The sequence below is a fragment of the Micromonospora sp. NPDC047521 genome (genome assembly GCF_055587305.1).
The window spans coordinates 146,309-169,173 of the sequence record NZ_JBVJGN010000003.1 but is presented as its reverse complement, the minus strand read 5'-3'; the positions used below and the strand labels follow the sequence as shown (position 1 = coordinate 169,173).

21 protein-coding genes and 2 tRNA genes are annotated in these 22,865 nt (G+C 70.4%); 9 read left to right on the top strand and 14 right to left on the bottom strand.

Annotated elements, in window-relative coordinates:
- Positions 1 to 162 precede the first annotated feature (162 nt).
- Entirely contained in the window at positions 163 to 1,107 is a 945-nt protein-coding gene (locus tag ACZ6N8_RS08410; RefSeq protein ID WP_466008573.1) for an RNA polymerase sigma-70 factor, read from the top strand.
- 83 nt (positions 1,108 to 1,190) lie between these two features.
- Positions 1,191 to 2,378, top strand: coding sequence for an NAD(P)/FAD-dependent oxidoreductase (locus tag ACZ6N8_RS08405; protein ID WP_466008571.1), 1,188 nt, complete (start codon positions 1,191 to 1,193; stop codon positions 2,376 to 2,378).
- A 4-nt stretch (positions 2,379 to 2,382) separates the two neighbouring features.
- Here the strand turns inward: ACZ6N8_RS08405 and ACZ6N8_RS08400 are convergent, their stop codons facing one another.
- Entirely contained in the window at positions 2,383 to 3,273 is an 891-nt protein-coding gene (locus ACZ6N8_RS08400) for an NmrA/HSCARG family protein (RefSeq protein ID WP_466008569.1), read from the bottom strand.
- A gap of 86 nt (positions 3,274 to 3,359) precedes the next feature.
- Here ACZ6N8_RS08400 and ACZ6N8_RS08395 point away from each other — a divergent pair, with 86 nt between their 5' ends.
- Positions 3,360 to 3,899: a TetR/AcrR family transcriptional regulator gene (locus tag ACZ6N8_RS08395; protein ID WP_466008568.1), complete on the top strand. Its 540-nt coding sequence runs from the start codon at positions 3,360 to 3,362 to the stop codon at positions 3,897 to 3,899.
- A gap of 15 nt (positions 3,900 to 3,914) precedes the next feature.
- Here ACZ6N8_RS08395 and ACZ6N8_RS08390 read toward each other — a convergent pair whose 3' ends face one another.
- Positions 3,915 to 4,871 (bottom strand): alpha/beta hydrolase family protein, encoded by a 957-nt coding sequence (locus ACZ6N8_RS08390; RefSeq protein WP_466008566.1) that lies wholly within the window; start codon positions 4,869 to 4,871, stop codon positions 3,915 to 3,917.
- A gap of 153 nt (positions 4,872 to 5,024) precedes the next feature.
- Here ACZ6N8_RS08390 and ACZ6N8_RS08385 point away from each other — a divergent pair, with 153 nt between their 5' ends.
- A complete protein-coding gene (locus ACZ6N8_RS08385) occupies positions 5,025 to 5,612 on the top strand; it encodes a TetR/AcrR family transcriptional regulator (RefSeq protein ID WP_466008564.1) in 588 nt (195 codons plus the stop codon).
- Positions 5,613 to 5,714: 102 nt separating this feature from the next.
- On the opposite strand, the gene ACZ6N8_RS08380 is transcribed toward ACZ6N8_RS08385, so the two are convergent.
- On the bottom strand, positions 5,715 to 6,911 hold the full coding sequence (locus ACZ6N8_RS08380; protein WP_466008562.1) for a serine hydrolase domain-containing protein: 1,197 nt from the start codon (positions 6,909 to 6,911) through the stop codon (positions 5,715 to 5,717).
- Positions 6,912 to 7,031: 120 nt separating this feature from the next.
- The gene (locus ACZ6N8_RS08375) at positions 7,032 to 8,111 is read right to left on the bottom strand and encodes an aldo/keto reductase (protein ID WP_466008560.1); all 1,080 of its coding nucleotides are present in this window, start codon (positions 8,109 to 8,111) and stop codon (positions 7,032 to 7,034) included.
- Between the two features lie 82 nt (positions 8,112 to 8,193).
- On the opposite strand from ACZ6N8_RS08375, the gene ACZ6N8_RS08370 reads away from it, so the two are divergent.
- Complete coding sequence (locus ACZ6N8_RS08370; protein WP_466008559.1) at positions 8,194 to 9,084, top strand: AraC family transcriptional regulator; 891 nt, start codon at positions 8,194 to 8,196, stop codon at positions 9,082 to 9,084.
- Between the two features lie 53 nt (positions 9,085 to 9,137).
- Here the strand turns inward: ACZ6N8_RS08370 and ACZ6N8_RS08365 are convergent, their stop codons facing one another.
- Positions 9,138 to 9,395, bottom strand: coding sequence for a hypothetical protein (locus ACZ6N8_RS08365; protein WP_466008557.1), 258 nt, complete (start codon positions 9,393 to 9,395; stop codon positions 9,138 to 9,140).
- Positions 9,396 to 9,847: 452 nt separating this feature from the next.
- Here ACZ6N8_RS08365 and ACZ6N8_RS08360 point away from each other — a divergent pair, with 452 nt between their 5' ends.
- A complete protein-coding gene (locus ACZ6N8_RS08360) occupies positions 9,848 to 10,039 on the top strand; it encodes a hypothetical protein (protein WP_466008555.1) in 192 nt (63 codons plus the stop codon).
- Positions 10,040 to 10,088: 49 nt separating this feature from the next.
- On the opposite strand, the gene ACZ6N8_RS08355 is transcribed toward ACZ6N8_RS08360, so the two are convergent.
- A complete protein-coding gene (locus ACZ6N8_RS08355; protein WP_466008554.1) occupies positions 10,089 to 10,322 on the bottom strand; it encodes a hypothetical protein in 234 nt (77 codons plus the stop codon).
- Positions 10,323 to 10,503: 181 nt separating this feature from the next.
- On the opposite strand from ACZ6N8_RS08355, the gene ACZ6N8_RS08350 reads away from it, so the two are divergent.
- Both ACZ6N8_RS08350 and ACZ6N8_RS08345 read left to right on the top strand, forming a co-directional pair.
- A complete protein-coding gene (locus tag ACZ6N8_RS08350) occupies positions 10,504 to 10,743 on the top strand; it encodes a YrhB domain-containing protein (RefSeq protein ID WP_357985848.1) in 240 nt (79 codons plus the stop codon).
- 142 nt (positions 10,744 to 10,885) lie between these two features.
- Positions 10,886 to 11,209 (top strand): hypothetical protein, encoded by a 324-nt coding sequence (locus tag ACZ6N8_RS08345; protein WP_357985851.1) that lies wholly within the window; start codon positions 10,886 to 10,888, stop codon positions 11,207 to 11,209.
- Positions 11,210 to 11,438: 229 nt separating this feature from the next.
- Here ACZ6N8_RS08345 and ACZ6N8_RS08340 read toward each other — a convergent pair.
- The 4 genes from ACZ6N8_RS08340 to ACZ6N8_RS08325 form a co-directional block, all read right to left on the bottom strand.
- Positions 11,439 to 11,515 (bottom strand) — tRNA-Ile (locus ACZ6N8_RS08340).
- A gap of 121 nt (positions 11,516 to 11,636) precedes the next feature.
- Positions 11,637 to 12,875: an FAD-dependent oxidoreductase gene (locus tag ACZ6N8_RS08335; RefSeq protein ID WP_466008552.1), complete on the bottom strand. Its 1,239-nt coding sequence runs from the start codon at positions 12,873 to 12,875 to the stop codon at positions 11,637 to 11,639.
- Positions 12,865 to 14,982, bottom strand: a complete 2,118-nt coding sequence (locus tag ACZ6N8_RS08330; RefSeq protein WP_466008550.1) for an MMPL family transporter — start codon at positions 14,980 to 14,982, stop codon at positions 12,865 to 12,867. Before ACZ6N8_RS08330 ends, ACZ6N8_RS08335 begins: the two co-directional genes overlap by 11 nt.
- 158 nt (positions 14,983 to 15,140) lie before the next feature.
- A tRNA-Asn gene (locus tag ACZ6N8_RS08325) sits at positions 15,141 to 15,216 on the bottom strand.
- A gap of 261 nt (positions 15,217 to 15,477) precedes the next feature.
- Between ACZ6N8_RS08325 and ACZ6N8_RS08320 the strand changes: the two genes are divergently transcribed.
- Entirely contained in the window at positions 15,478 to 15,882 is a 405-nt protein-coding gene (locus tag ACZ6N8_RS08320; RefSeq protein ID WP_354824954.1) for a hypothetical protein, read from the top strand.
- 78 nt (positions 15,883 to 15,960) lie between these two features.
- On the opposite strand, the gene ACZ6N8_RS08315 is transcribed toward ACZ6N8_RS08320, so the two are convergent.
- The 4 genes from ACZ6N8_RS08315 to ACZ6N8_RS08300 form a co-directional block, all read right to left on the bottom strand.
- Positions 15,961 to 16,968, bottom strand: coding sequence for a sugar phosphate isomerase/epimerase family protein (locus ACZ6N8_RS08315; RefSeq protein WP_354824957.1), 1,008 nt, complete (start codon positions 16,966 to 16,968; stop codon positions 15,961 to 15,963).
- A 211-nt stretch (positions 16,969 to 17,179) separates the two neighbouring features.
- Positions 17,180 to 17,668 carry a sensor histidine kinase gene (locus ACZ6N8_RS08310; RefSeq protein WP_466008547.1) on the bottom strand — a complete coding sequence of 163 codons (489 nt, stop codon included), beginning with the start codon at positions 17,666 to 17,668 and terminating at the stop codon, positions 17,180 to 17,182.
- 193 nt (positions 17,669 to 17,861) lie between these two features.
- The gene (locus ACZ6N8_RS08305) at positions 17,862 to 19,967 is read right to left on the bottom strand and encodes a ThuA domain-containing protein (protein ID WP_466008546.1); all 2,106 of its coding nucleotides are present in this window, start codon (positions 19,965 to 19,967) and stop codon (positions 17,862 to 17,864) included.
- On the bottom strand, positions 19,964 to 22,819 hold the full coding sequence (locus ACZ6N8_RS08300) for a PQQ-dependent sugar dehydrogenase (protein ID WP_466008544.1): 2,856 nt from the start codon (positions 22,817 to 22,819) through the stop codon (positions 19,964 to 19,966). The genes ACZ6N8_RS08305 and ACZ6N8_RS08300 overlap by 4 nt, the downstream gene beginning before the upstream one ends.
- Positions 22,820 to 22,865: the final 46 nt, after the last annotated feature.

The window sequence follows — 22,865 nt, the reverse complement described above, 5'->3', positions numbered from 1 at the left end:
GCCCACTCATGTTTCCGCGATTGCACATCTTTCACCGCGCCGAACGCCCGCCGCCGGGCGATCCGGATCGCCACGGCTGGAGGCGGCGACCGGTCATCCGGGTCAGCTGTGACATCGCGATGGCGTTCGGCAGGGCGTGCGCGGGTGGTTAACTATCAGGCCATGCCGCTGCGTACGGACGAGGTCGAGCTGTTCGAGCGCTCCAGGGCCCGTCTGGAGGCGATCGCCTACCGCCTGCTGGGCTCGGCGAGCGACGCCGAGGACGCGGTCCAGGACACGTTCCTGCGCTGGCAGGCCGCCGACCGGGAGTACGTGGAGACGCCCGAGGCGTGGCTGACGAAGGTGCTCACCAACGTGTGCCTCAACCAGCTCACCTCGGCGCGCGCCAGGCGCGAGACCTATGTGGGCACCTGGCTGCCCGAGCCGGTCCTCGCCGGGGACCGGATGCTCGGCCCGGTCGACACCGTCGAGCAGCGCGAGTCGGTGTCGATGGCCGTGCTCACCCTGATGGAGCGGCTGACGCCCAACGAGCGCGCGGTGTACGTGCTGCGCGAGGCCTTCGGCTACCCGCACACCGAGATCGCCGACATCCTCGGCGTCACCGAGTCGAACTGCCAGCAGATCTACCGCCGCGCCAAGCAGCACGTCGCCGCGGGTCGTTCCCGCGTCGAGGTCGACGAGGCGGCCACCCGCAGGATCGTCGCTGAGTTCCTCGCCGCCGCCACCAGCGGCGAGACCCGGCGCCTGGTCGAGTTGCTTACCGACGACGTGACGAGCGTCGGCGACGGCGGGGGCAAGATCCCGGCCCGGACCGCTCCGATCGTGGGTACGCTGGCGGTGGCGAAGTTCCTGCGTGGCCTGTTCAAGCCCAGCGACGTCAAGCGCGACCTGGTGGGTGGCCGGCCGGCCCTCTACGTCCAGGACGTCAACGGCGGCCCCGCGGTGGTGGTCGTGATCGACGACCGGGTCGTCGGCGTCATGTCCCTGGAGGTGACACCTGAGGGCGTCGCCGACATCCGCAGCCAGGTCAACCCCGACAAACTCGAACGGATCACCCGCCGCTGGTCCACGTCCGAACACGGGGAACCCCTCCTCACGGTCTGGTGACCCAGGTCTCAGCCGACTCCTGTCAGCAATCGCGTCGCTGCCCGGTTCAAGACGCGACAGCCAAGCGAGACAGGAGTGCCACCATGAAGCACCGCATCGTCGTCCTCGGGGCCGGATACGCCGGAGCCACATCCGCCGGTCGCCTCGCCCGGCGGCTGCACCCGGACGACACCGAGATCACCGTCGTCAACGCCGACCCCGACTTCGTCGAGCGGGTCCGCATGCACCAGCTCGCCACCGGGCAGGGCCTCAAGACCCACGAGCTGAGCACTGTGTACGCGGGCACCGGCGTACGGGTCCGCCTGGCCCGGGTCACCGCCGTCGACGTCGACCGCCGGTCCGTCGCGCTCATCGGCGACAAGGGCGCCGACGAGTTGGCGTACGACACCCTGGTCTACGCCCTCGGCAGCGCCGCCGCCGACCACGGCGTGGCGGGCGTCGCCGAGCACGCGTACGACATCTCGGGCCGGGCGTCGGCGCTGCGGCTGCGCGACCGCCTCGCCCACCTCGGCGCCGGCGGGACCGTGCTCGTCGTCGGCGGCGGCCTCACCGGCCTGGAGGCGGTCACCGAGATCGCCGAGGCCCGGCCCGACCTCGACGTCGCGCTCGCCGCCCGTGGCGGCCTCGGCGACTGGCTCACCGGCAGGGCGCAGCAGCACCTGCGTGGCGTCTGTGACCGGCTCGGCATCACCGTGCACGAGCACACCGACATCGCCCGGGTCGACGGGACGGGCGCGGTCACCGCCGACGGCCTGGTGATCCCGGCCGACGTGACGGTGTGGACGACAGGCTTCGCCGTCCACCCCATCGCCGCCGCCACGACCCTGACCGTCGCGGACACCGGACAGATCGTCGTGGACGACACCATGCGCTCGGTCTCCCACCCCGACGTGTACGCCGTCGGCGACGCCGGACTCGCCCAGGGGCCGGGCGGCAGGCCGCTGCGGATGTCCTGCGCCTCGGGCGTCCCGATGGCCTGGCAGGCCGCCGACGCCATCGCCGCGCGCCTGACCGGGCAGCGCAGGTACGCCAAGGCGCCGCTGCGCTACTTCAACCAGTGCATCAGCCTCGGCCGCCGCGACGGCATCATCCAGTACGTCACAGCCGACGACAGGGCCAAGCCGTCCTTCCTCGCCGGCCGGCTGGCGGCCCGCTACAAGGAGGTCGTCTGCAAGGGTGCGGCCTGGGGCATCGCCCACCCGGTGCTGTACCCGGTGCGCCGCCGCCGCATCGTCGCGGCCCGCTCGGAGACCGTCCCGACGATGTCGTGAGGTGTCAGGAGAACGTCCGGCGCGCCCACGTACGGAAGTCGGTGGTGGGCAGGCCGAGGGCGCGGGTCATCGCCGGTCGGGCGGGACTGCCGTTCTCGTTGATCTGCTCGACCGCGTTGACCATGGCGGGCAGCAGGCCGTGCTCGACGGCCTGCTGCGGGGTGAGCACGGGCGCGGTGACCGCCCGGCCGGTGACCTCACCGAGGATGGCGGCGACCTCGGTCATGGTGAGCAGGTCGCCGGCGAGTTCGACGTCCAGGCCGTCGAGCTTGCCCGGGCTGGTGAACGCGGTCGCCGCGGCCTCGCCGATGTCGTCGACGGCGATCCATGGAAGCCGCGTGTCCGCCGCGAAGCCGGTGATGATCGTGCCGCTGGACCAGTCGCCGAAGAGGTAGGACCAGCCGACGAGGTTCTCCATGAAGGTCGAGGGCTTGAGGATGGTCCAGTGCGCGAAGCCACCGGTGCGCACCATGTCGTCGATCGCCGCCTTGCTCTCCCAGTAGTGCCTGTCCCACCGACCCTCGGCCCATCCGGGTTGGTTGCGGTGGAAGTCGCCGGCGCCGGAGACGCTGCTGTGCACCACGTGCGACACGCCGGCCCGGCGCGCCGCCTCGACGACGTTGCGGCCGCGGGTCACCTCGGCGTCGCCCTGCATGTTCGTCACGTCGGGGTACGGGATGGAGAAGAGGCCGTCCATCCCTTCCGCTGCGGCGAGCAGCGACTCCGCGTCGTCCAGGTCGCCCGTGACCAGTTCGGCGCCCCGTTCCCGCAGAGCCTTGGCGCCGTCGCTGCCCGGGTCCCGGACCAGGGCACGGACCGCGACGCCTCGGTCCAGCAGCGCGCGGGCCGTGGCCCCGCCCTGCTTGCCTGTCGCGCCGATGACGAGAACAGCCATGATGCCTCCCCAGGACAAAGTGGGGTGGTCCCCCACTTCTCGTCGGCTACGATATGGGGGACCACCCCACTTTGGCAAGGCGGGCCATGAGAGCGGACGCACGGCGCAACTACGACCTCATCGTCGAAGCGGCCTCCGAGGCGATCGCCCGCGACGGCGCGTACGCCTCGCTGGAGGAGATCGCCCGGTCCGCCGGAGTGGGCTCGGCGACCCTGCACCGGCACTTCCCGTCCCGCTGGTCCCTGCTCCAGGCCGTCTTCGGCACCTGCGTCGGCAACCTTGCGGCCCGCGCCGGAGACCTGCTCGCCGCGCCGGACGCCCTCGAGGCGCTGACGACCTGGCTGCACGAGGTCACCGCGTACGCCACGACAACCCGCGGCCTCGCGGATTCCCTCCTGAACGAGCCCGCCGAGGAGACCGACGCCTGCGGTTCGACGCTCGTCGCGGCAGGTGAACCGCTGCTGCGCCGAGCCGTCGACGAGGGCTCGGTACGCCCCGACATAACGATGGCCGACCTGATGATGCTCGCCAACGGCATCTCACTCGCGGCGCAACCGGCGGGCGCGGCCAAGGCGGAACAACTCCTCACCCTCGCCCTGAAGGGGGTCCGGCCACCCCGGCGGTGACAGGCCTCCCCGGCACTACTTGGACTCGATCGACCCGATCGGGGCGGGTTCCTGCGCCAATGCCTTCTGCGCGGCCACCCAGCTGTCGTCCTCGATCCCCAGGGCATGGCGCAGGTACGCCCAGGTGACGCGCTGGATCAGTGCGACGCGTTCGGGGTTCGCGTCGGTCGTCTCCCACACCTCGTAACCGGTGATACCGCCGAGCGAATGCTCGGCCCCGAACAGGGTGAGCAGGCTCTTGGGGCCGGGGCTCAGGTGGTACGGCTCGGCCATCCAGTCCGGACCCCGGACGGTCAGCTGGTACTTGCGCGGAATCTCGTCCCGATCACCGACGACCACGAGAGTCGGCGTGGTCAGGTACGCGAAGGTCGGGTTCAGGTGTGGCAGGTGCTCGGCGGCGAACGGGGTCAGGTTGGCGCCGCCCTCACCCGCGGTGGCCAGCAGTACGCCGGCCGTGACGCGGGGGTCGGACAGGTCCGCCCCCTCCCTGGTGACCGGGTCGAGGACCCGCAGGCCCAGCAGGTTGCCCGCGCTCTGCCCGCCGAAGGAGTGGCCGGCTGCGGCGATGCGGCTTCGGTCGAGGCGACCGCGCAGGCCGGGTACGGCAGCCTCAAGCAGGTCGAGGTGGTCGAGGACGCGGGTGAGGTCCTCGACGCGGTGCCGCCAGATGTGCGGTGTCCGGGGGTCGTCCGGGGCCAGACCGACGGTACGCGAGTCGAGGTGGGTGGGCTGGATGACCACGAAGCCGTGCGCGGCCCAGTAGTCGGCCAGCGGGCCGTAGCCGTCCAGCGACGAGCCCGAACCGTGCGAGAGGACGATGATCGGCAGGTCGCGGCCGGTGACGGGTGCGGACACCTTCACCGGCAGATCGATACCGCGGCCCGGGGATTCCAGCACCACCGGCTTCACCGAGACGATGGGCGAGGGCGGGCCGACGGTCAGGTTCGTCGCCGCCGTACGTGCTGCGGTCATGGAAGATCTCCAGTTGTTGGGTACGAGCGCGTATCACCGGGCCAGCCTGGCGGTCAGGGCCATGACCTGCCAGAATGAACAAGCGGGACGCTGTCCCGTTTGACGATATGGGACAACGTCCCGTTTAGCAACCGACTCCGGCGAGGGGGTTCCGTGCACACGAACGGGCAGGACGCGGGGGCGGTGTCCCGCCACCGACGCGCCGACGCGCGCCGCAACCAGACGGCACTGCTCGACGCCGCCGCCGCCGTCTTCGTGACCTCGGGGGTGGAGGCGCCCTTGCGGGACATCGCCGCCAGGGCGGGGGTCGGCACAGCCACCATCTATCGCCACTTCCCGACCCGCGCGGACCTCATCGTCGCCGTCTACCGGCACCAGGTCGAAACCCTGTCCGAGGCCGGGCCGACCCTGCTGGCCGCCAGTACCAGCCCCTACGCGGCGCTCAGGGAATGGATCCGCCTCTTCGTCGACTTCGTGATCACCAAGCAGGGGCTGGCCGCTGTCCTGCAGTCCGCCGATCCCTGCTTCGACCCCTTGCACCAGTATTTCCTCGACAACCTCGAACCGGTCTGTGCTCACCTGATCGACGCCGCCGTCCAGTCGGGCGAGATCAGTCCCGGCCAGGACGCCTACGAGCTGATGCGGGGCGTCGGGAGCATCTGCGCCGGATCCGGACATCCCCGCTACGACGCTCGCCGACTGGTCGAGGTGCTCGTCGCGGGGCTGAGTCGAGCGCACTGACCACGCGCTCCACCACGGACGCCGCAGCGATCCGTGGTGGCCGCCGGAGCGGACGATCCAGACTGGATCGGTCCGCCCCGGCTCGGCGGGGGCGCGGCCGGATCAGCGATCCGTGGCGCACAGCGCCGTCTCGACGCTCCGGTTCACCGCGCCCAGCATCTCCTCGCCGGTCGGCAGGCCGGTCACCGCGACGACGGCGCTCCGGCCGTCACTGGTGGCCAGGTTCCGGGTCTCGAAGCCCTGGATGTCACCGCCGTGGCCCCAGGCGTAGCCGCCGCAGGGCAGCTCGTAGCGCGCGACACCAAGCCCGTACGCGTACTCCCCGGTCGGTTCGAACCCGGGCGCCGGCACTGTCGTCGTCAGGGCCGCCTGCTGCGCGGGCTTGAGCAGCCGGCCGCCCACCAGCGCGTCGAAGAAGGTCCGCAGCTCGTCCGGGGTCGACACCAGTTGGCCGGCCGACCAGCCCAGGGACGGGTCCATCTCGGTGACGTCCACCCACGGCGCGCCGGGCGCCACCGCGACGTAACCGTGCGGGTGGGTGCCGCGGAGCCGCTGTTCACCGACGCCCGGCCAGTAGGTGTCGCGCAGACCGAGCGGCCCGATGATGCGGTTGGTGATCTCCTCGCCGATCGGGCGTTCGGTGACCTGCTCGACGATGAGCCCGGCGAGGACGTAGTTGGTGTTGCTGTACTCCCACTTCTCCCCCGGCGCGAAGTGCGGTGCGCCGGTGAGCGCCGCGTCCACCAGCCGGCGCGGCTCGTAGTACGAGTGGCTCTTGTCGACCAGGTCCTGCGACCTGGTGAACAGCACGTCGTCGTAGTCCGGCAGGCCGCTTGTCTGTTGCAGCAGCTGCCGTACGGTGATCCTGCCGCCGTCGTTGCCGTTGCCGCGCACGACCCCGGGCAGGTAGTGCTCGACTGTGGCGTCCAGGTCGATGCGGCCCTCGCCCACCAACTGGAGGACGACCACCGCGGTGAAGCTCTTGGTGTTACTGCCGATGCGGACCTGACCGTCGCGGGGAACCGGGCGGCGGGTCTGAAGGTCACCGACCCCTGCGGTGTAGTCCCGGACCCGCCCGTCGGTCCCCCGCACCGAGGCGAGTACGCCGGGGAAGCCGCTCTCGCTGACCAGACCGTCCAGTTGTCGCTGCACGACGTCGCGCGGACCGTCTCGCCGGCCGGTGTCGGCGAACGCCGAGGGGCCGGTCAGGGCGGCGCCGACGGTGACGGCAGCCACCGCGGCGGCGGCCATCCGCACGGATCGGCGGCGGCGGGAGGGATCGTTCGGTGTCACGGGCATGATGACTCCTCGGTATCGGAAACGCTTGACACCATCAATGGTTCAAGAAGTCCGATACCTGGACGATCCCCCCTGCTGCCCTCCTTCGGTACAGCCTGCGCTACCCCGGCCGCTCGGTGATCAGTACCTGACCGCGTCGGGGGTGAGCCACGGCGACGGGCTGCTCGGCTGGCCGTCGACTGTCGCGCCCGCGAAGGCGAGCCTCGGCGCGAGGAGCCGATTGTTGTCGGCGGGGAAGTTCAACGCGGGCGTCGACACCTCGTCGAGTCGTTCCGTCTGCCGCGGCGACAACCGCACGTTCACCGCGTCCAGGTTCGCCGTGAGCTGGTCGAGGCGCCGCGCGCCGATCAGCACCGAGGTCACGCCGGGTCGAGCGCCGACCCAGGCCAGCGCCGCCGCCGCCGGGGTCACTCCCGCCTCGTTCGCCACCTCGTGCAGCACGTCGATGACCTGCCAGTCACGCTCGGCGGGGCCGCCCACCAGCGCGCCACGTTTCGTGTCGACTGTGTCGTTCCCACGGACGAACTTGCCGGAGAGCCAGCCGCTCTTGAGCGGGCTCCAGGGCAGCACTCCGAGGCCGTGCTCGGCCGCCATCGGGATCAACTCCCCCTCGACGGTCCTTTCGAGCAGCGAATATTCGAGCTGCATCCCGATCGCCGGCGTCCACCCACGGAAGTGGGCGACGATCTGCGCCTCGGCCGCCTTCCACGCGGGCAGGTCCGACAGGCCCACGTACCGGATCTTGCCGGCCGTGACGAGGTTGTCCAGGGCGCGCAGCGTCTCCTCGACAGGTACGCCCCGGTCCCAGTTGTGCAGCCAGTAGATGTCCAGGTAGTCGGTGCGCAGCCGGCGCAGCGACTCCTCCACCTGGGCCACCACCGCCTTGCGCCCGGCGCCGCCGCCGTTGGGGTCGCCGAGGAACAGGTTGCCGAAGAACTTGGAACCGAGGACGATCCGGTCCCGCAGGCCTGGCCGCGCGGCCAGGTAATCCCCGATGATCTTCTCGGAGTGGCCGTTGGTGTAGATGTTGGCGGTGTCGATGGAGTTGCCGCCACGTTCCAGATACTCAGTGATCATCGCCTCCGAGTCGGCGACCGAGGCTCCCCAGCCATGATCCTCCCCGAAGGTCATGGCACCGAGGGTGTACGGACTGATGCGCAGGCCAGAGCGGCCCAGTGTGACGAAACTGTCGAGTGGCATGCGTCAAGTGCACACCTGCGGGTACCGATGCGGGTAGACCGATACTGCCACCGCGTTGCCTGATCCTGCCAAACTCGGCAGGATGGGCACCATGAGCGCCCTGCCCGAGATCTGCGACCTGGTGCGACGCCACGCCGGGCGGCCGACGCCCGGCGGGCTCGCCCTGCACCGCAGCGACTCCCCCACCGAGCCGGTGCCGGCCCAGACCGCGCCGACCTTCGCCATGGTCGCGCAGGGAGCGAAGCGCGCGGTCCTGGGCAACAGAGTCTTCGCGTACGCGGCCGGGCAGTTCGTCGTCGCGTCACTGGAACTGCCGGTGATCGCCCACGTCACCCGGGCCACCCCCGACGAGCCGTACCTGGTGCTGGGCCTCACGCTGCGGCCACCGCTGATCGCGGAGCTGCTGCTGGACACCCCACCCGCGCGGGGCGAGCCGGCGACCGGCATCGCGGTCAGCACCGCCGGCGACGACCTGCTCGACGCTGTGGTACGGCTGCTACGCCTGCTCGATCGCCCCGACGATCAGCGCGTGCTGTGGGCGGGCCTGGAGCGCGAGGTGGTCTGGCGGCTGCTGACCAGCGAGCAGGGTGGCACGGTCCGGCAGATCGGGTTGGGCGACGGCAACGTCGTACAGATCGAACGGGCGATCCGCTGGATCCGCGACCATCACGCCGACCTGTTCCGGGTCGAGGACGTGGCGCGCGTCGCCGGGATGAGCGTGACGTCCCTGCACCGCCACTTCCGCGCGATCACCACGATGACACCTATCCAGTTCCAGAAGGTGATCCGGCTCCAGGAGGCGCGGGCCCGGCTGCTCGCCGAGCCCGGTGACGTGGCGGCCGTCGGGTTCGCGGTCGGCTACGAGAGCGCGTCGCAGTTCAGCCGCGAGTACCGCCGGCTGTTCGGGCTACCGCCGGGCCAGGACGCGGCCCGCCTCGCCCGGCTCGACCCGGCGCGGCTCGCCGACGTGTGACGCCATGCCGCCGTGGTGGCTCGCGGCGTCCAGCGACGGAGACCCGTCGACGGCTACTCGTCAGTGGACGGTCCCGCGGACCGTGCCCGCTGCTCGGCCTGCCAGCTCGCGTGCCCCTTCAGGAGATATCCGAGCCAGTAGATCGTGAACAGGATCAGGAAGCACGTGAAGAAGACCACGGCAACGATGATCGCGAGGACGAGCGCCTTTCCACCGTCTGCCACCCCGTACACCGCGAAGCCGACCAGGCCGAGCAGGAAGAAGAAGACCATGTAGAGCGGTAGCGTCGAACTGTCGGCGGGATGAGACACGCGAGGCAGCCCGGGCACACCGGGATCGTTGTCGATCACGCCGCGGGTATCCGGGACGCAGCCGAGCAAAGCCAGGGAACCGTTCGCCGGCGACGGCAGCAGGACCAGCCACCGACGTGCGGCGCACGCGGAGGAGGGGCGGGAATGCGGTGGCGTGGTGTCGCGATGCTCTGGCAGGGTGCTCGTTATGAGTCAGCCCCGAAAGGTCCATGGCGCGTAGATCACCTGGTGCGCTGCGCGCACTGTCGAAGGCGGCCCGGTGGAACGCCTGCAGAGTCCGCCCCATCAACGGCCTGTCGAACGGCGCGAACGCGGCGATCGTCAGGCTCGAACGCGAGAACCCAGGCCTCGGCTCGGTAGCGACAGCTCTGGCCGACTACCGCCGTACGATTCGACAGTCGGGACGATGGCTGGATCTACCTTTCGACTACTGCCCCTGCGGGCACTGCGACGTGGTGGACCAACGGGACGTCCTGGGCGAGGCGCTGCGCCGGCTGCCGGCCGCCGCCCGCCGCGAGTTGCAGCGCCTCGTCGACCCGTTGGACGAGGAGTTTCTCCGCAAGACACTGCCCGACCCCCGAGCCGCCGAGCGACGCACGTGGAACGCGCAGGCGTGGTGGCGGCAGCGGCTCAGGGAACGGTGACACGGCAGGGGTCGGACGCGAAATCTGCAGCAGCCCTCTCGGGCGAGTCTCAACGATTGTTGTCGAGGGTGGGCGTGATCCGGCTGGCGGCTCTAGGCCATGGGACGGTGGGGCAGCCAGATGCGTCAGCGGCGCTGCATCCGTTCTGCTCACGGAGGCGGCGCCACTGTTCATGTGCGGCGAAGATGCGTTTCAGGCCATCGTGCTCATCGCGTAGTTCCAGGGACTCGTCGAGCAGGTCGAACAGGGTCTCGACGGCGCGGGCGTCAACGTCGGGGGCCATGTCGCGGACGTTCTTGGGGCCGGCGATTGTTGAGGCAGCTGGCTCGAGTCACCAGCCACGGTCAGCAAGGCTCGAGCGTTTGCCTCGTTGCAGCCGTCGACGAACGACACGACGCTGGCAAAGTCATCTCGGATGAGCCACATCCCGGGGCGCTTGCGGGCAACTGAGGGACGATGAGCTGATGATCTCCCTGGACTCAGCACGACAGATCGCCGAACAGTTCCTCGACGTCGAGGTCAGAGAACGCTTCCCTCATCCAGTGGTCATCGTCGACTGTGCCGTCAAGGATCTCGAAGACGTGTACGTCTTTCCCTACAACGGGAAGGCGTACGTCGAAGCTGATGACTGGCATCAGGCAATGGCCGGCAATCACCCCGTCGTGGTGGATAAGCGAACGGGCGAGGCACGCTTCTCTGCCTGAACTCTGGCGCTCAAGGACAAGGGGATGCAGTGGGCGCGTAGCTACTCGGCTACAAGAGGGATCTCCTCGTCGGGCAGTCGTGCGGGCGCTTTTGGTGAGGACCAGGCTCACCCGGCGATCACCCGTCCGGCACGATGAGGCCGTGGGAATGAGTGTGCAGGTCCGGGAGTACAGCGGTGTCGTCGTGGAGCAACTTACTGACGCCGCGGGCATCGCGTCTCTCTGCTCCTTGGCTACATCGGAGCCGTCCCGTTACCCGTTGCTCTCCGGAGTCGATCCCTACGACGACACCTGGTTCAACAGCCGCCAGACGACCAGGCTGGCAACCGAACTTCAGTCGATCATCGAGCGATCCAAGGATGACAGCCTGCGAGCTGCCGCCCAGGCGATACTTCAGCTCGCAGCGCTCCTAGAGGTCGCGCCCCGACGCCCCCACCACCGACAGCTCTTGTTCAACGGAGACTGACCGCGAGGATTGCCGGCCGGCACTAGGCATCTGGCAAGCCTGACCCGCACGAGCTGCGGCATACGACGGCTAGTCTCGCGGGTGGCGGAGGGCGCCAACGTCAAGGCGGCGGACCGCCTCGACCGGGCGGGTCGTGCTGCTGCGGACTCAGCGCGGACCGAGGGCGTCGACCCGGGCCTCGATGCGGTTCGCCCGAGTCGTCAACAATCGGCTGACCAGGTAAAACGGTTGGTGGGGCGGGCGGGACTCGAACCCGCGACCGAGGGATTATGAGTCCCCTGCTCTAACCGGCTGAGCTACCGCCCCGAACACCGCGCCGGATCTTATCCCGCTCGGCGGTCAGCAGCCAGCACCGCGCCGGCCGGCGCCCACGGCTGCACGAGCACGAAGGGCTACAGGAATATAACAGCGTGCTCGGGTACGGCGGTCAGCTGGCGCGCAGCTCCTCCAGGACAGCGCCGGCGGCGCGCCAGCCGCTGGCGAGGGCGCCCTGGATGGATGGGCTGTCCCGGTGGTCACCGGCCACGAACAGGCCCTCTCCCAGCGCGACGGGTTTGCGCAGCCGTCCCTGTGGTGGCGGGGCGGCGGGCAGCGCCTGCGGTACGGAGACGGTGGTGAGGTGTGTCCAGTCGGCGGTGGAGTGCCCGTACAGCCGGGTCAACTCGGCCCGGATGGTCGGCTCGGGTGGGGCGGTCGGGCCGACCACTGAGGTGGCGACGAGGTGCCGCCCGGCCGGCGCGTACGTGGTGGCGGCGTTGCTGAGCACCACTGTGTTCGCCACGATCTCCCGCCGGTCGCCGTCGACGAGCAGGATCGGTTCGGCAAGGGGCGGCTCGGGCGCGCTGTGGTAGTAGGTGGTGTAGCTGTGCATCCGTACCGTCGCCAGGGCCGGCAGCAGCGCGGACGCGGCGGGCGGGTCGACGGCGACCACGACGGCGCGGCAGCGGATGTCGCCGGCCTGGGTGCGGACCCGGCCGGGCGCGACCTCGGCGACCGGCATGTTCAGGTCGAGCAGGTCGGCCGGCAGCGGGTCGGCGACGGCCCGGGGCAGCGCGGCCATTCCCTCGGCGGGCAGGCCGATGCGGCCACGGGCGAAGGACCGCAGCACCATCGCGAGGACGTGGCTGGAGGTGGCCAGTTCCCGGTCGATGAACACACCGGACAGGAACGGGCGCAGCAGCTCCTCGATGATCGCGTCGGAGAGGCCGGCGCGGCGCAGCGCCGTCTCGGCGGTGGTCTCCGGTGCGGTGAGCAGTCGGGAGGTGGGCAGTGTGGCGCAGCCGGCGGCGAGCGCCGCGAAGCGCAGCCGGTCGCGCAGGGACCCGACGCCGGCCAGCGCGGTGCCGGGGCCGCCGGTGGGCTCGCGCAGCGGGTTGACCAGCCGCAGCAGGTCGTCGCCCTTGCGGACGAGCACCCCGGAGGTGAAGTAGCCGAGGTTGAGCCGGCCGGTGTCGAGCAGCGTGCCGAGCCGGGGGTAGGCGGTGTTGAGCACCTGGAAACCCCTGTCGATCAGGTAGCCGTCGACGACGTCGGTGGCGACCCGGCCGCCGAGTCGACCGCCGGCCTCCAGCAGCCGCCAGGGCACGCCGGCGCGGTGCAGCCGCCGGGCGGCGGCGAGGCCGGCCAGGCCGCCGCCGACGATGACCACGTCGGTCTCAGCCAGCATCGCGCGCCTCCCGCTCACCGTTCGCCCGGGACAGCCGGCCCGGCCACCAGATCTTCGGCCCGATGTCGTACGCGAGTGCCGGCACCAGCAGCGACCGGACGATGATCGTGTCGATGAGTACCCCGACGGCGACGGCGGTACCAAGTTCGACGAGTACCACCAGGGGCAGCACGGCGAGGGCGGAGAACGTCGCGGCGAGCACGATGCCGGCGGAGGTGATCACGCCGCCGGTGACGGCGAGGCCGGCGAGCACACCGGCGCGGGTGCCGCGCTTGACGGACTCCTCGCGCACCCGACTCATCAGGAAGATGTTGTAGTCGATGCCGAGCGCCACCAGGAAGACGAACGCGAACAGCGGGAACGACGAGTCGACGCCGGGGAAGTCGAAGACGTGCCGGAACAGCAGCGCGCACAGGCCGAGGGTGGCGGCGAAGCTGAGCAGCACCGTGGCGATCAGCAGCAGCGGGGCGAGCAGGGCGCGCAGCAGCAGGGCCAGGATGACGGCGATGACCACCAGCACGATCGGGATGATGACGTTCTGGTCGCGTGTCGCGGCGTCGGAGGTGTCCACGTTGATCGCGGTGAAGCCGCCGACCACGGCGTCCGCGTCGGGCACCCGGTGGACGGCGACCCGCAGCTCGCGGATGGCCCGTTCGGCGCCGTCGCTGTCCGGCGGGTCGGCCAGGGTCGCCTCCAGCTGCACCCGCCCGTCGACGACCTTCGGTGCGGCGTTCGGGTCCGGCGGGCCGGTCTGCGGGCCGGTGGTGAGCGGGCGGACGTCGGCGACGCCGGGTACGCCCTGCGCCACCTGGGCGACCTGCCGAGCTGTCTGTTCGGTGGTGAAGATGGTGGCCGGGCTGCCGGTGCCGGCCGGGTAGTGCCGGGCGATCACCTCCTGCCCGTCGACCGAGTCGGTGCGCTGGGTGAACAGGTCGGACTGGCCGAGGGTGGTGGCGCCGAGCTGGGTGAGGCCGAGCGTGAGCAGGGCCAGCACTACTGCTGTGCTCAGCCAGATCGGCCGGGCGTGCCGGGCCACGAACCCGGCGATGCGGCTCCAGATGCCGTGTTCGGCGCGCGGGTCGGCCTGGTCCTCGCGGGGACGGCGGGGCCAGAACGCCCACCGCCCGCCGAGCACCAGCAGCGCGGGCAGGAAGGTGAGCATCACCAGCAGGGTGGCGGCGATGCCGATGGCGGCGACCGGGCCGAGCGCCCGGTTGGAGTTGAGGCTGGACAGCAGCAGGCAGAGCAGGCTGACGATGACGGTGCCGCCGGACGCGATGATGGCGGGTGCGGCGCCCTTCCATGCGGTGCGCATGGCGTCCCACGATCGGTCGTGTCGGTGCAGCTCCTCCCGGTAGCGGGCGATGAGCAGCAGCGCGTAGTCGGTGCCGGCGCCGAAGACCAGCACGGTGAGGATGCCCTGGGCCTGCCCGTTGAGCTTGATCACGTCGGCGTCGGCGAGCAGGTAGACGAAGACCGAGGCCAGCGCGTACGACATGCCGGCGGCGAGCAGCGGAAAGATCCAGAGCACCGGGCTGCGGTAGACGATCAGCAGGATGATCAGCACTACGACGAGAGTGACGAGCAGCAGTGGCCCGTCGATGGCGGCGAACACCTCGATCAGGTCGGCGAGCAGGCCGGCCGGTCCGGCGACGTCGACGGTGAGCCCGTCCTGGCCGGCGCCGGTGATGTCACGCAGTTGCTCGACGACAGTACCGATCTCCTCACCCTCGGCGTCGTCCACCGGGACGACCACCTGGAGGGCCTGGCCGTCCGCGCTGGGGATGGGTGGGGGCAGCGGGGTGACCACGCCGGGCACCTGGGCGAACCGGGCGAGGTCGGCGCTCACCCGCTGCCGGTCCCCGTCGGTGATGCCTGAGGTCCGTTCGTAGACGACAAGCGCCGGGACGGTCTCGCGGTCGACGAACCCGCCGGCGAGGTCCTGGGCGCGGGTCGCCTCGGCGTCGGTGGGCAGGAACGCGGCGTTGTCGTTGGTGGCGACCTCGCTGAGGCGCCCCGAGTACGGGCCGGCCACCCCGCCGATCACCAGCCAGGCCAGCACGACCGCCACCGCGATCAGCGTGGCCCTGCCGCCTCGTCCGGCCATCCGCACCCACCCCAAGAATCGACGCATCAATCGACGCAGCGGGAGTCTAAGTCGACATCGACCATCCTGCCGGGCGAGCGCGGCGCGGGAGGGCGAAACCGGGGCCATACGCACGAAAACGCCCGTCGGCCGGGGGCCGACGGGCGTGGGTGAAACTCTGGCTCCCCCGATTGGACTCGAACCAATAACCTGCCGGTTAACAGCCGGCTGCTCTGCCAATTGAGCTACAGGGGATCGTGCACCGCCCGGAACCGGATCTCACCGGCGCCCTGCGACGGGACAAGAGTACAGGACATACCCGGGTGGTGGTCCAGTGGGTTCCCTCCCGACCCGGACCTCGACAATCGGGGTAAATCGTCATCCCGGCACAAGCATGCTTGAGCGGAGAGCAGGATGGGTAGTTAGCTGCGGACAGAGGACGCAGGCGCGAATTGGTCGCCTTCCGACGGGGCAACCCGCCGGGGTGACGGCGCGTCAGGTACGGAAGGAGCCGCCATGCGCGGAAAGATCATGTTTCTTGGCGGGCTGGCTGCGGGATTCGTCCTGGGCGCCCGTGCCGGCCGGGAGAAGTACGAGGAGCTCGTGGTCCGGGGCCGCAAGGTGCTCGACCACCCGACCGTCCAGGAGGCGGCGGGGGTTGCGCAGGCCCAGGCCAACAAGCTCTACAGCGAGGGCAAGGACAAGCTCGGCCAGAGCAAGCTGGGCGAGAAGCTGGGCACCGGCAACGGCAGCACCGGCAAGCAGGAGCTGACCGCCGCCGACGACGCGTTCGCCGGCACGCCCGCCACCGTGGGCGCCAAGGCGGGCAGCAGCCCGGTCGGCACGACCTCCGGGTCGCCGTCGGCCACCAACCCCCGCACCAAGCCGTCCGGCTCGGGCACCAACGCCAGCACGCTCTGATTCATCGCACGTAGACCCATCGCACGTCGACGGGCCGGTCGCCGAGAGGCGACCGGCCCGTGGTCTGTCCGCGTACGGTCAGTCCTTGCTGCTGAACGCCGCGTCGAAGGCGGCACTCGGGGCGTCGAAGGCGAGCCTCCTGACGAACTGCAACGCCTCCGGCGCGCCGAGCAGGCGGTCCATTCCGGCGTCCTCCCACTCGATCGAGATGGGGCCGGTGTAGCCGATCGCGTTCAACGCGCGGAAGCAGTCCTCCCAGGGCACGTCGCCGTGCCCGGTGGAGACGAAGTCCCACCCCCGGCGCAGGTCCGCCCAGGGCAGGTGCGAGGCGAGCCGGCCACGGCGGCCGTCCCCGGTACGCACCTTCGCGTCCTTGCAGTCCACGTGGTAGATCCGGTCGGCGAAGTCGAAGATGAAGTTCACCGGGTCCAGTTCCTGCCAGACGAAGTGCGACGGGTCCCAGTTCAACCCGAACGCGGGCCGGTTGCCGATGGCCTCCAGTGCGCGCTTCGTCGTCCAGTAGTCGTACGCGATCTCGCTGGGGTGCACCTCGTGCGCGAACCGCACCCCCACCTCGTCGAACACGTCGAGGATCGGGTTCCACCGGTCGGCGAAGTCCTGGTAGCCACGCTCGATCATCGACGGCGGCACCGGCGGGAACATCGCCAGGGTGTGCCAGATCGACGAGCCGGTGAAACCGACGACGGTCTTCACGCCGAGCTTCGCCGCCGCCCGCGCGGTGTCCTTGATCTCCTCGGCGGCCCGCTGGCGGACACCCTCGGGCTCCCCGTCGCCCCAGATCCGGGCGGGCAGGATGTCCTGGTGCCGCTCGTCGATCGGGTGGTCACAGACCGCCTGGCCGACGAGGTGGTTGGAGATCGTGAAGACCTGAAGGTTGTGCTTCGCGAGCGTCTCCCGCTTGCGATCGACGTACGAGTCGTCGGCGAGCGCCTTGTCGACCTCGAAGTGGTCGCCCCAGCAGGCGATCTCCAGACCGTCGTAGCCCCACTCGGAGGCGAGCCGGCAGACCTCCTCGAACGGAAGGTCGGCCCACTGGCCGGTGAAGAGCGTGATGGGTCGCGCCATTGTCCTTCTCCCCTGTTGTGATGGGGATTCCATGTGCGGACCAGGGCGAGGGTGACCGGTCGGACCGGTGCGCGGCGTCGGGGCGGTCACCGGTGGGTGCGGAACACACCTGGGCCCGGCGGGTTGCGCCTCCCACCGGGTCACCGGCCACCGTCACGGTCGCCGGTCCCACCCTATTTGCGCCGCACCCCATCGGGGAAGCCCCGGAACGTCACTCGGCCGCTTCTTCGGGTGCCGGCAGGACGGCCCGGACGGTGAAGCCGCCGTCCGGTCGGGGGCCCGCGGAGAAGGTGCCGCCGATGCGTTCGGCACGTCTGCGTACGGCGATCAGTCCTTGATCGGCACCCCGGGGCTCCCCCACCGGCGCGGCGGCGCCGTCGTCGCGTACCTCGATGGTGATGCCCTGGGGGTCGTAGCGCAGGCGGACCGCGACCGGCGCGCCCGGGGCGTGCCGGCGCGCGTTGGTGAGCGACTCCTCGATGATCCGGTACGCCGCCACGTCGACCGCCTCCGGCAGCGGCCGGGGTGCTCCGGCAAGCGCCCAGCGCACCGACTGGCCGGCGGCGAAGCCCTCCACCAGCGCGTCGAGACGGTTCAGGCTCGGCGCCGGCCCGGTCAACGGATCGGGATCGCCGGCCCGGTCCAGCAGCCGGTGCCCGTGCGCCAGCACCATCCGGCGCCACTGCGCGAAACGCCCCATGCTGGTCAAGGTACGGCAGCCAACTGTGAGCCGGTCCGTGGCCTCGCGGGCGCACCTCGCCGCCGGGCGGCGGTCACAAGTGGTGTGAGCGTTATACCTGTGCGTCATACATATGACCCACAGGTATAACGCTCACTGCCGCACTGCCGTCCGGGCCGCCGGCCTGACCGACGACCCCCTCCCGGCCGGCAGGTCAGGGCAGCGTCCACTTCTGGTTCGCCGCGTTGAGGCAGGTCCAGAGGTGCACGATGGTGCTGTCCGCCGAGTTGTTGCCGGAGACGTCGAGGCACTTGCCCGACGACGGGTTGCGCAGGGTGCCGTCGGACTGGGCCGCCCAGTTCTGCGCGCCGCTGCCGTTGCAGGTCCAGAGCTGGATCTTGGTGCCGTCGGCGGTGCCGCTGCCGGACACGTCGAGGCACTTGCCGAGCGCCTTGATCGTCGAGTTCGGCGTCACGGTCCAGGTCTGCGCCGCGCTGCCGTTGCAGGTGTAGATCTGGACCTGGGTGCCGTCGGCGGTGCCGGCGTTGCGCACGTCCAGGCACCTGCCGGCCAGGCCCTTGATCGGGCCGACCCGGGTGCCGCCGCCAGTCCCCTTGACCAGGGTGAAGTCGTCAACGTCGAAGAGCCCCGTGCCGCTACCGGTGAACGTGAGGTACAGGTTCTGGGCCCCGGACGGGACGCCCGACAGGGCGGTCGTGACGTTGGCGAAGGTGGTCCAACTGCCGGTGTTCGGCACCGCGACCGAGCCGAGCACCGGGCCGGTGGCCGAGCCGGTACGCACCTGGATGGTGCCGCCCGCGCCGCCCGAGACGACTCGGGAGGTGAACGACGTGACACCGGTCAGGTCCACCCCGTTGTACGCGGCCCAGTCGCCCGGGTCGATGTAGCCGATGGTCTGCCCGCCGTTGGCGCCCGCCTTGGTGAACGCGGAGACCCCGTTGGCCGAGCTGAACGCCTCGGCCTGGATCGTGCCGGTCGGCGGCGGGGTGGTGCCCAGCTCCTTGATGCGGATGTTGCGGAACGAGGCGTCGTCACCGGTGCCGTGGTTCTGGATGCCGATGTGGCCGGCCAGCGACCGTACCGGGTTGGTGTTGGTGAAGTCGTTGATCTTCACCCCGTTGAGGAAGATCTGCAGCCGCTCACCCTCGACCAGCAGCTCGTACGTGTTCCACTCCCCCGGCGCGTTGAGCGCCGCGTCGCGGGCCGCGATGTCGGCGGACTTGAACGTGTAGACCGCTCCGGTGGTGCGGTCCACCGCGTCGGTGGCGTCGATCTGGATCTCGTAACCGTTGTCCACAGCCGACCACGGGTCACTCGACGGCGGGAACCCGATGAAGATGCCCGAGTTGTCGTCCCCGGCGAGCTTCCAGTCCAGCTTCAACGAGTAGTTCGTGAACTGCTTGGTGTTGTACCAGAACAGCCCCATGCCGCCCACCGAGGTGAGGGTGGCGTCGGAGTTGGTGAAGCTGCCCGGACCGGCCTGCGACCAACCGGCCGTCGACCCGTTGAACAGCGGCGTGTAGCCGGTCTCCGGCCGGCAGTCGGCCTTGCTCCGACCGGCCGCGTACCTGATGCCGCCGAGCAGGTGCGCCCGGAACGCCGGCTCCGCGTACGACGCCTGGGTGTGCCCGGCGCCGGTGTAGAAGGACCGGCCGCCGCTGTAACCCTTGCACCAGCTCAGCGGGTGGTCCGCGCCCATGCCGCCACCGGAGTACGACGACTCGTCCAGGGTGGCCAGCACGTGCGCGGTGGACCGGGCGTTGGTCCGGTAGTTGTACCACTCGTCGGTGCGGGTCCAGGTCTGCGGCAGGTGCGCGGTCGCCGCGTGACCCCTGTCCTCCACCTTCATGTTGGCCTGCTGGATCGCCGGATGCGAGGCGAACCACGCGCCGACCAGGTTGCCGTAGAACGGCCAGTCGTACTCGGTGTCGGCGGCGGCGTGCACACCCACGTACCCGCGACCCGAGCCGATGTACGACTCGAAGGCGGTCTGCTGGCTGGCGTTGAGCACGTCGCCAGTGGTGTTGAGGAAGACCACAGCCTCGTACTGGGCGAGGTTGCCTGTGGTGAAGGCGGCGGCGTCCTCGGTGGCGGTCACCGTGAAGTTGTTCGCGGCGCCCAGGTCACGGATGGTCTGGATACCGACCGGGATCGCGTCGTGCCGGAAGCCGGCGGTCTTGGAGAAGACAAGCACGTCGTACGGGGCGTCGGCGGCACTGGCCGGGGTGGCCGGGGTGGTGCAGGCGAGAACGGCGAGGGCGGCCATCGCCGCGCCGAGGACGGGTCGCAGGATTCTCATGGCAGGGTCCACTTCTGGTTGGCGGCGGCGGTGCAGGTCCACAGGTGGACCACCGTGCTGTCGGCCGAGTTGTTGCCTGAGACGTCGAGACACTTGCCGGACGACACGTTGCGCAGCGTGCCGTCGGCCTGGGCGGACCAGTTCTGCGCCCCGGTGCCGTTGCAGGTCCAGAGCTGGATCTTGGTGCCGTCGGCGGTGGCGCCACCCGAGACGTCCAGACACTTGCCCAACGACCTGACCGTCGAGTTCGGCGTGACCGCCCAGGTCTGCGCGGCGCTGCCGTTGCAGGTGTAGATCTGGATCTGGGTGCCGTCCGCGGTGGCGGCGTTGCGCACGTCCAGGCACTTGCCGCCCAGACCCTTGATCGCGCCCGTCCCGCCGGCCGGTGGCGTACCGGTGACGAAGGTGAACGCGTCAAGGTCGAAGAGTGCCCCGGTGCCCGAGCCGGCGAACGTCAGGTAGAGCGTCGTCGTACCGGTCGGCGGGTTGCTGATCGCGCCGGTGACAGTGGTGAACGTCTCCCAACCGCCGGTCACCGGGACCGTGGCCGAGCCGAGCACCGTGCCGGTGGCCGAGCCGGCCCGGACCTGGAGGGTGCCACCGGCACCCGCCGAGGAGACCCGGGCGGTGAACGACGTGACGTTGCCCAACCGGTACGGCTGGAACGCGATCCAGTCGCCGTTGTTGATGTCGCCGACGGTCTTGCCGCCCTCGGCCGGGGTCTTGCTGAACACGTTGATGCCGGACGAGGTGCCGAAGAACTCGGCCTGCCGGTGCCGCGGCGGCAGCGTGTGCTGGGTGTGCGTGGTCAGCCCACCGGCGTCGGTGTACTCGGCGTCGAAGATCGCGAAGATGTTCGCCGCGTCGTCGTGCTCACCGTCGACCGGGATGGTGATCGAACCGGAGCAGCCGGTCTTCGAGGTGATCTGGTGCCCGTGCTGGTCGTGCCCGAGCACGTAGGTCATCTTGACCTTCGTGCAGTCGATCGTGCCGTCCTCCGGGTCGGTCACCGTGATGCTGAACGGCACCGTGTCACCGAAGCTGAACAACTGCCCGTTGCCGGGGTTGTTGATGGTCACCGTCGGCGCGGTGTTGCCGACGCTGATCCGTACGCTGCTGCTGCCGGTGGCGCCCTGCGGGTCCCGCACCGTCAGCGTGGCCGTGTAGGTGCCGTTCGTGGTGTACGTCTTCGTCGGGTTGGCGGCCGTCGAGGTGGTGCCGTCGCCGAAGGCCCACGAGTAGGTGAGCGCGCCGCCCTCGGGGTCGGACGAGCCGGCCGAGGAAAAGGTCACCGCGAGCGGAGCCGCGCCCGAGGTGCGGTTGGCGCTGGCCACCGCGGACGGCGCCCGGTTGCCGCCGCCGACGTAGTCGAAGCGGTACAGCGCCGAGTTGGCGTCGCCGTTGAAGTAGCCGGTGCCGTAGTCGAGCACGTAGTACGCGCCGTCCGGGCCGAACGCCGAGTCCATGACCTGCTTGCCGACCCACGGGAAGGTGTCGATGGTGCCCCGGGAGCCGTCGGCGTTGACGTGGATGGGCTTGATCCAGCCCCTGCCGAACTCGGTGGCGAAGAACTGCCCGTCGAACGACTGCGGGAACTTCGTGGTGGAGGTCGACGAGGCGTTGTACCGGTAGACCGGGCCGCCCATCGGCGATTCGGAGCCGCCGCCGAACTCGGTGGGGGTGCCGGCGTCGCCGGCGTACCGGATCCAGGCCGGCTGGGCCGGCGGCAGGGTGGTCAGGCCGGTGTTGCGGAACGAGTTGTTCGTCGGCCCGCCCGTGCAGTTGTACTTCGCCCCGCCGGTGTTGGTGGCGAAGTCCCACTCGTTGTACGTCTCGGTGGTGGTGTTGGTGCCCGTGCAGTACGGCCATCCGTAGTTGCCAGGCGCGGCGACCCGGTTGAACTCGACCTGACCGGACGGTCCTCGGGTGGAGCTGGTGGAGCCGGCGTCCGGCCCGTAGTCACCGACGTAGACGACGCCTGTGGCCTTGTCCACGCTGATCCGGAACGGGTTGCGGAAGCCCATCGCGTAGATCTCCGGGCGGGTCCTGGCCGTGCCTGGCGCGAACAGGTTGCCCGACGGGATGGAGTACGTCCCGTTGGCGTTCACCTTGATCCGCAGGATCTTGCCCCGCAGGTCGTTGGTGTTGCCGGCGCTGCGCTGGGCGTCGTACGCCGGGTTGCGGTTGGTCCGCTCGTCGAGCGGCGAGTAGCCGGCGGACTCGAACGGGTTGGTGTCGTCGCCGGTGGAGAGGTAGAGGTTGCCGGCGGCGTCGAAGTCGATGTCCCCGCCGACGTGGCAGCACAGGCCCCGGTCGGCGGGTACGTCGAGCACGTCGACCTTGCTGGCCTGGTTGACTGTGAAGTCGGCGTTGAGGGTGAACCGGGAGAGGCGGTTCACGCCCTGCCAGGCCGAGAAGTCGGTGCCGGTGGCGGGCGCGTCGCCGGCGGGGGTGGACAGCGGCGGGGCGTAGTAGAGGAAGATCTGCCTGTTGCTGGCGAAGTTCGGGTCGACCCCGACGCCCTGCAACCCCTCCTCGTCGTGGTTGTAGACGGCCAGCGTGCCGATCACCGAGGTGGTGCCGGCCGCGTCGGTGCGGCGCAGGGTGCCGTTGCGGGCGGTGTGCAGGACGGAGCGGTCCGGCAGCACGGCGAGCGACATCGGCTCGCCCATGTCGGAGACGCCGCGGGCCAGCTCGACCTGCTGGAAGTCGCTCGCGGTGATGGTGTGCGCCTGGGCGGGTGTCGAGCCGAGCGCGAGTGCGGCGGTGCCACCCGCGATCGTGAGCAGCAGGGCCGATCCGGCGGAGAACCATCGTCGGGACCGGTGGGTGGGTGCGTCCTTCATGGACATCTGTGCTGTCCCTTCCTGACGGATGCCAGGCCGGGCGCGCGCCGTC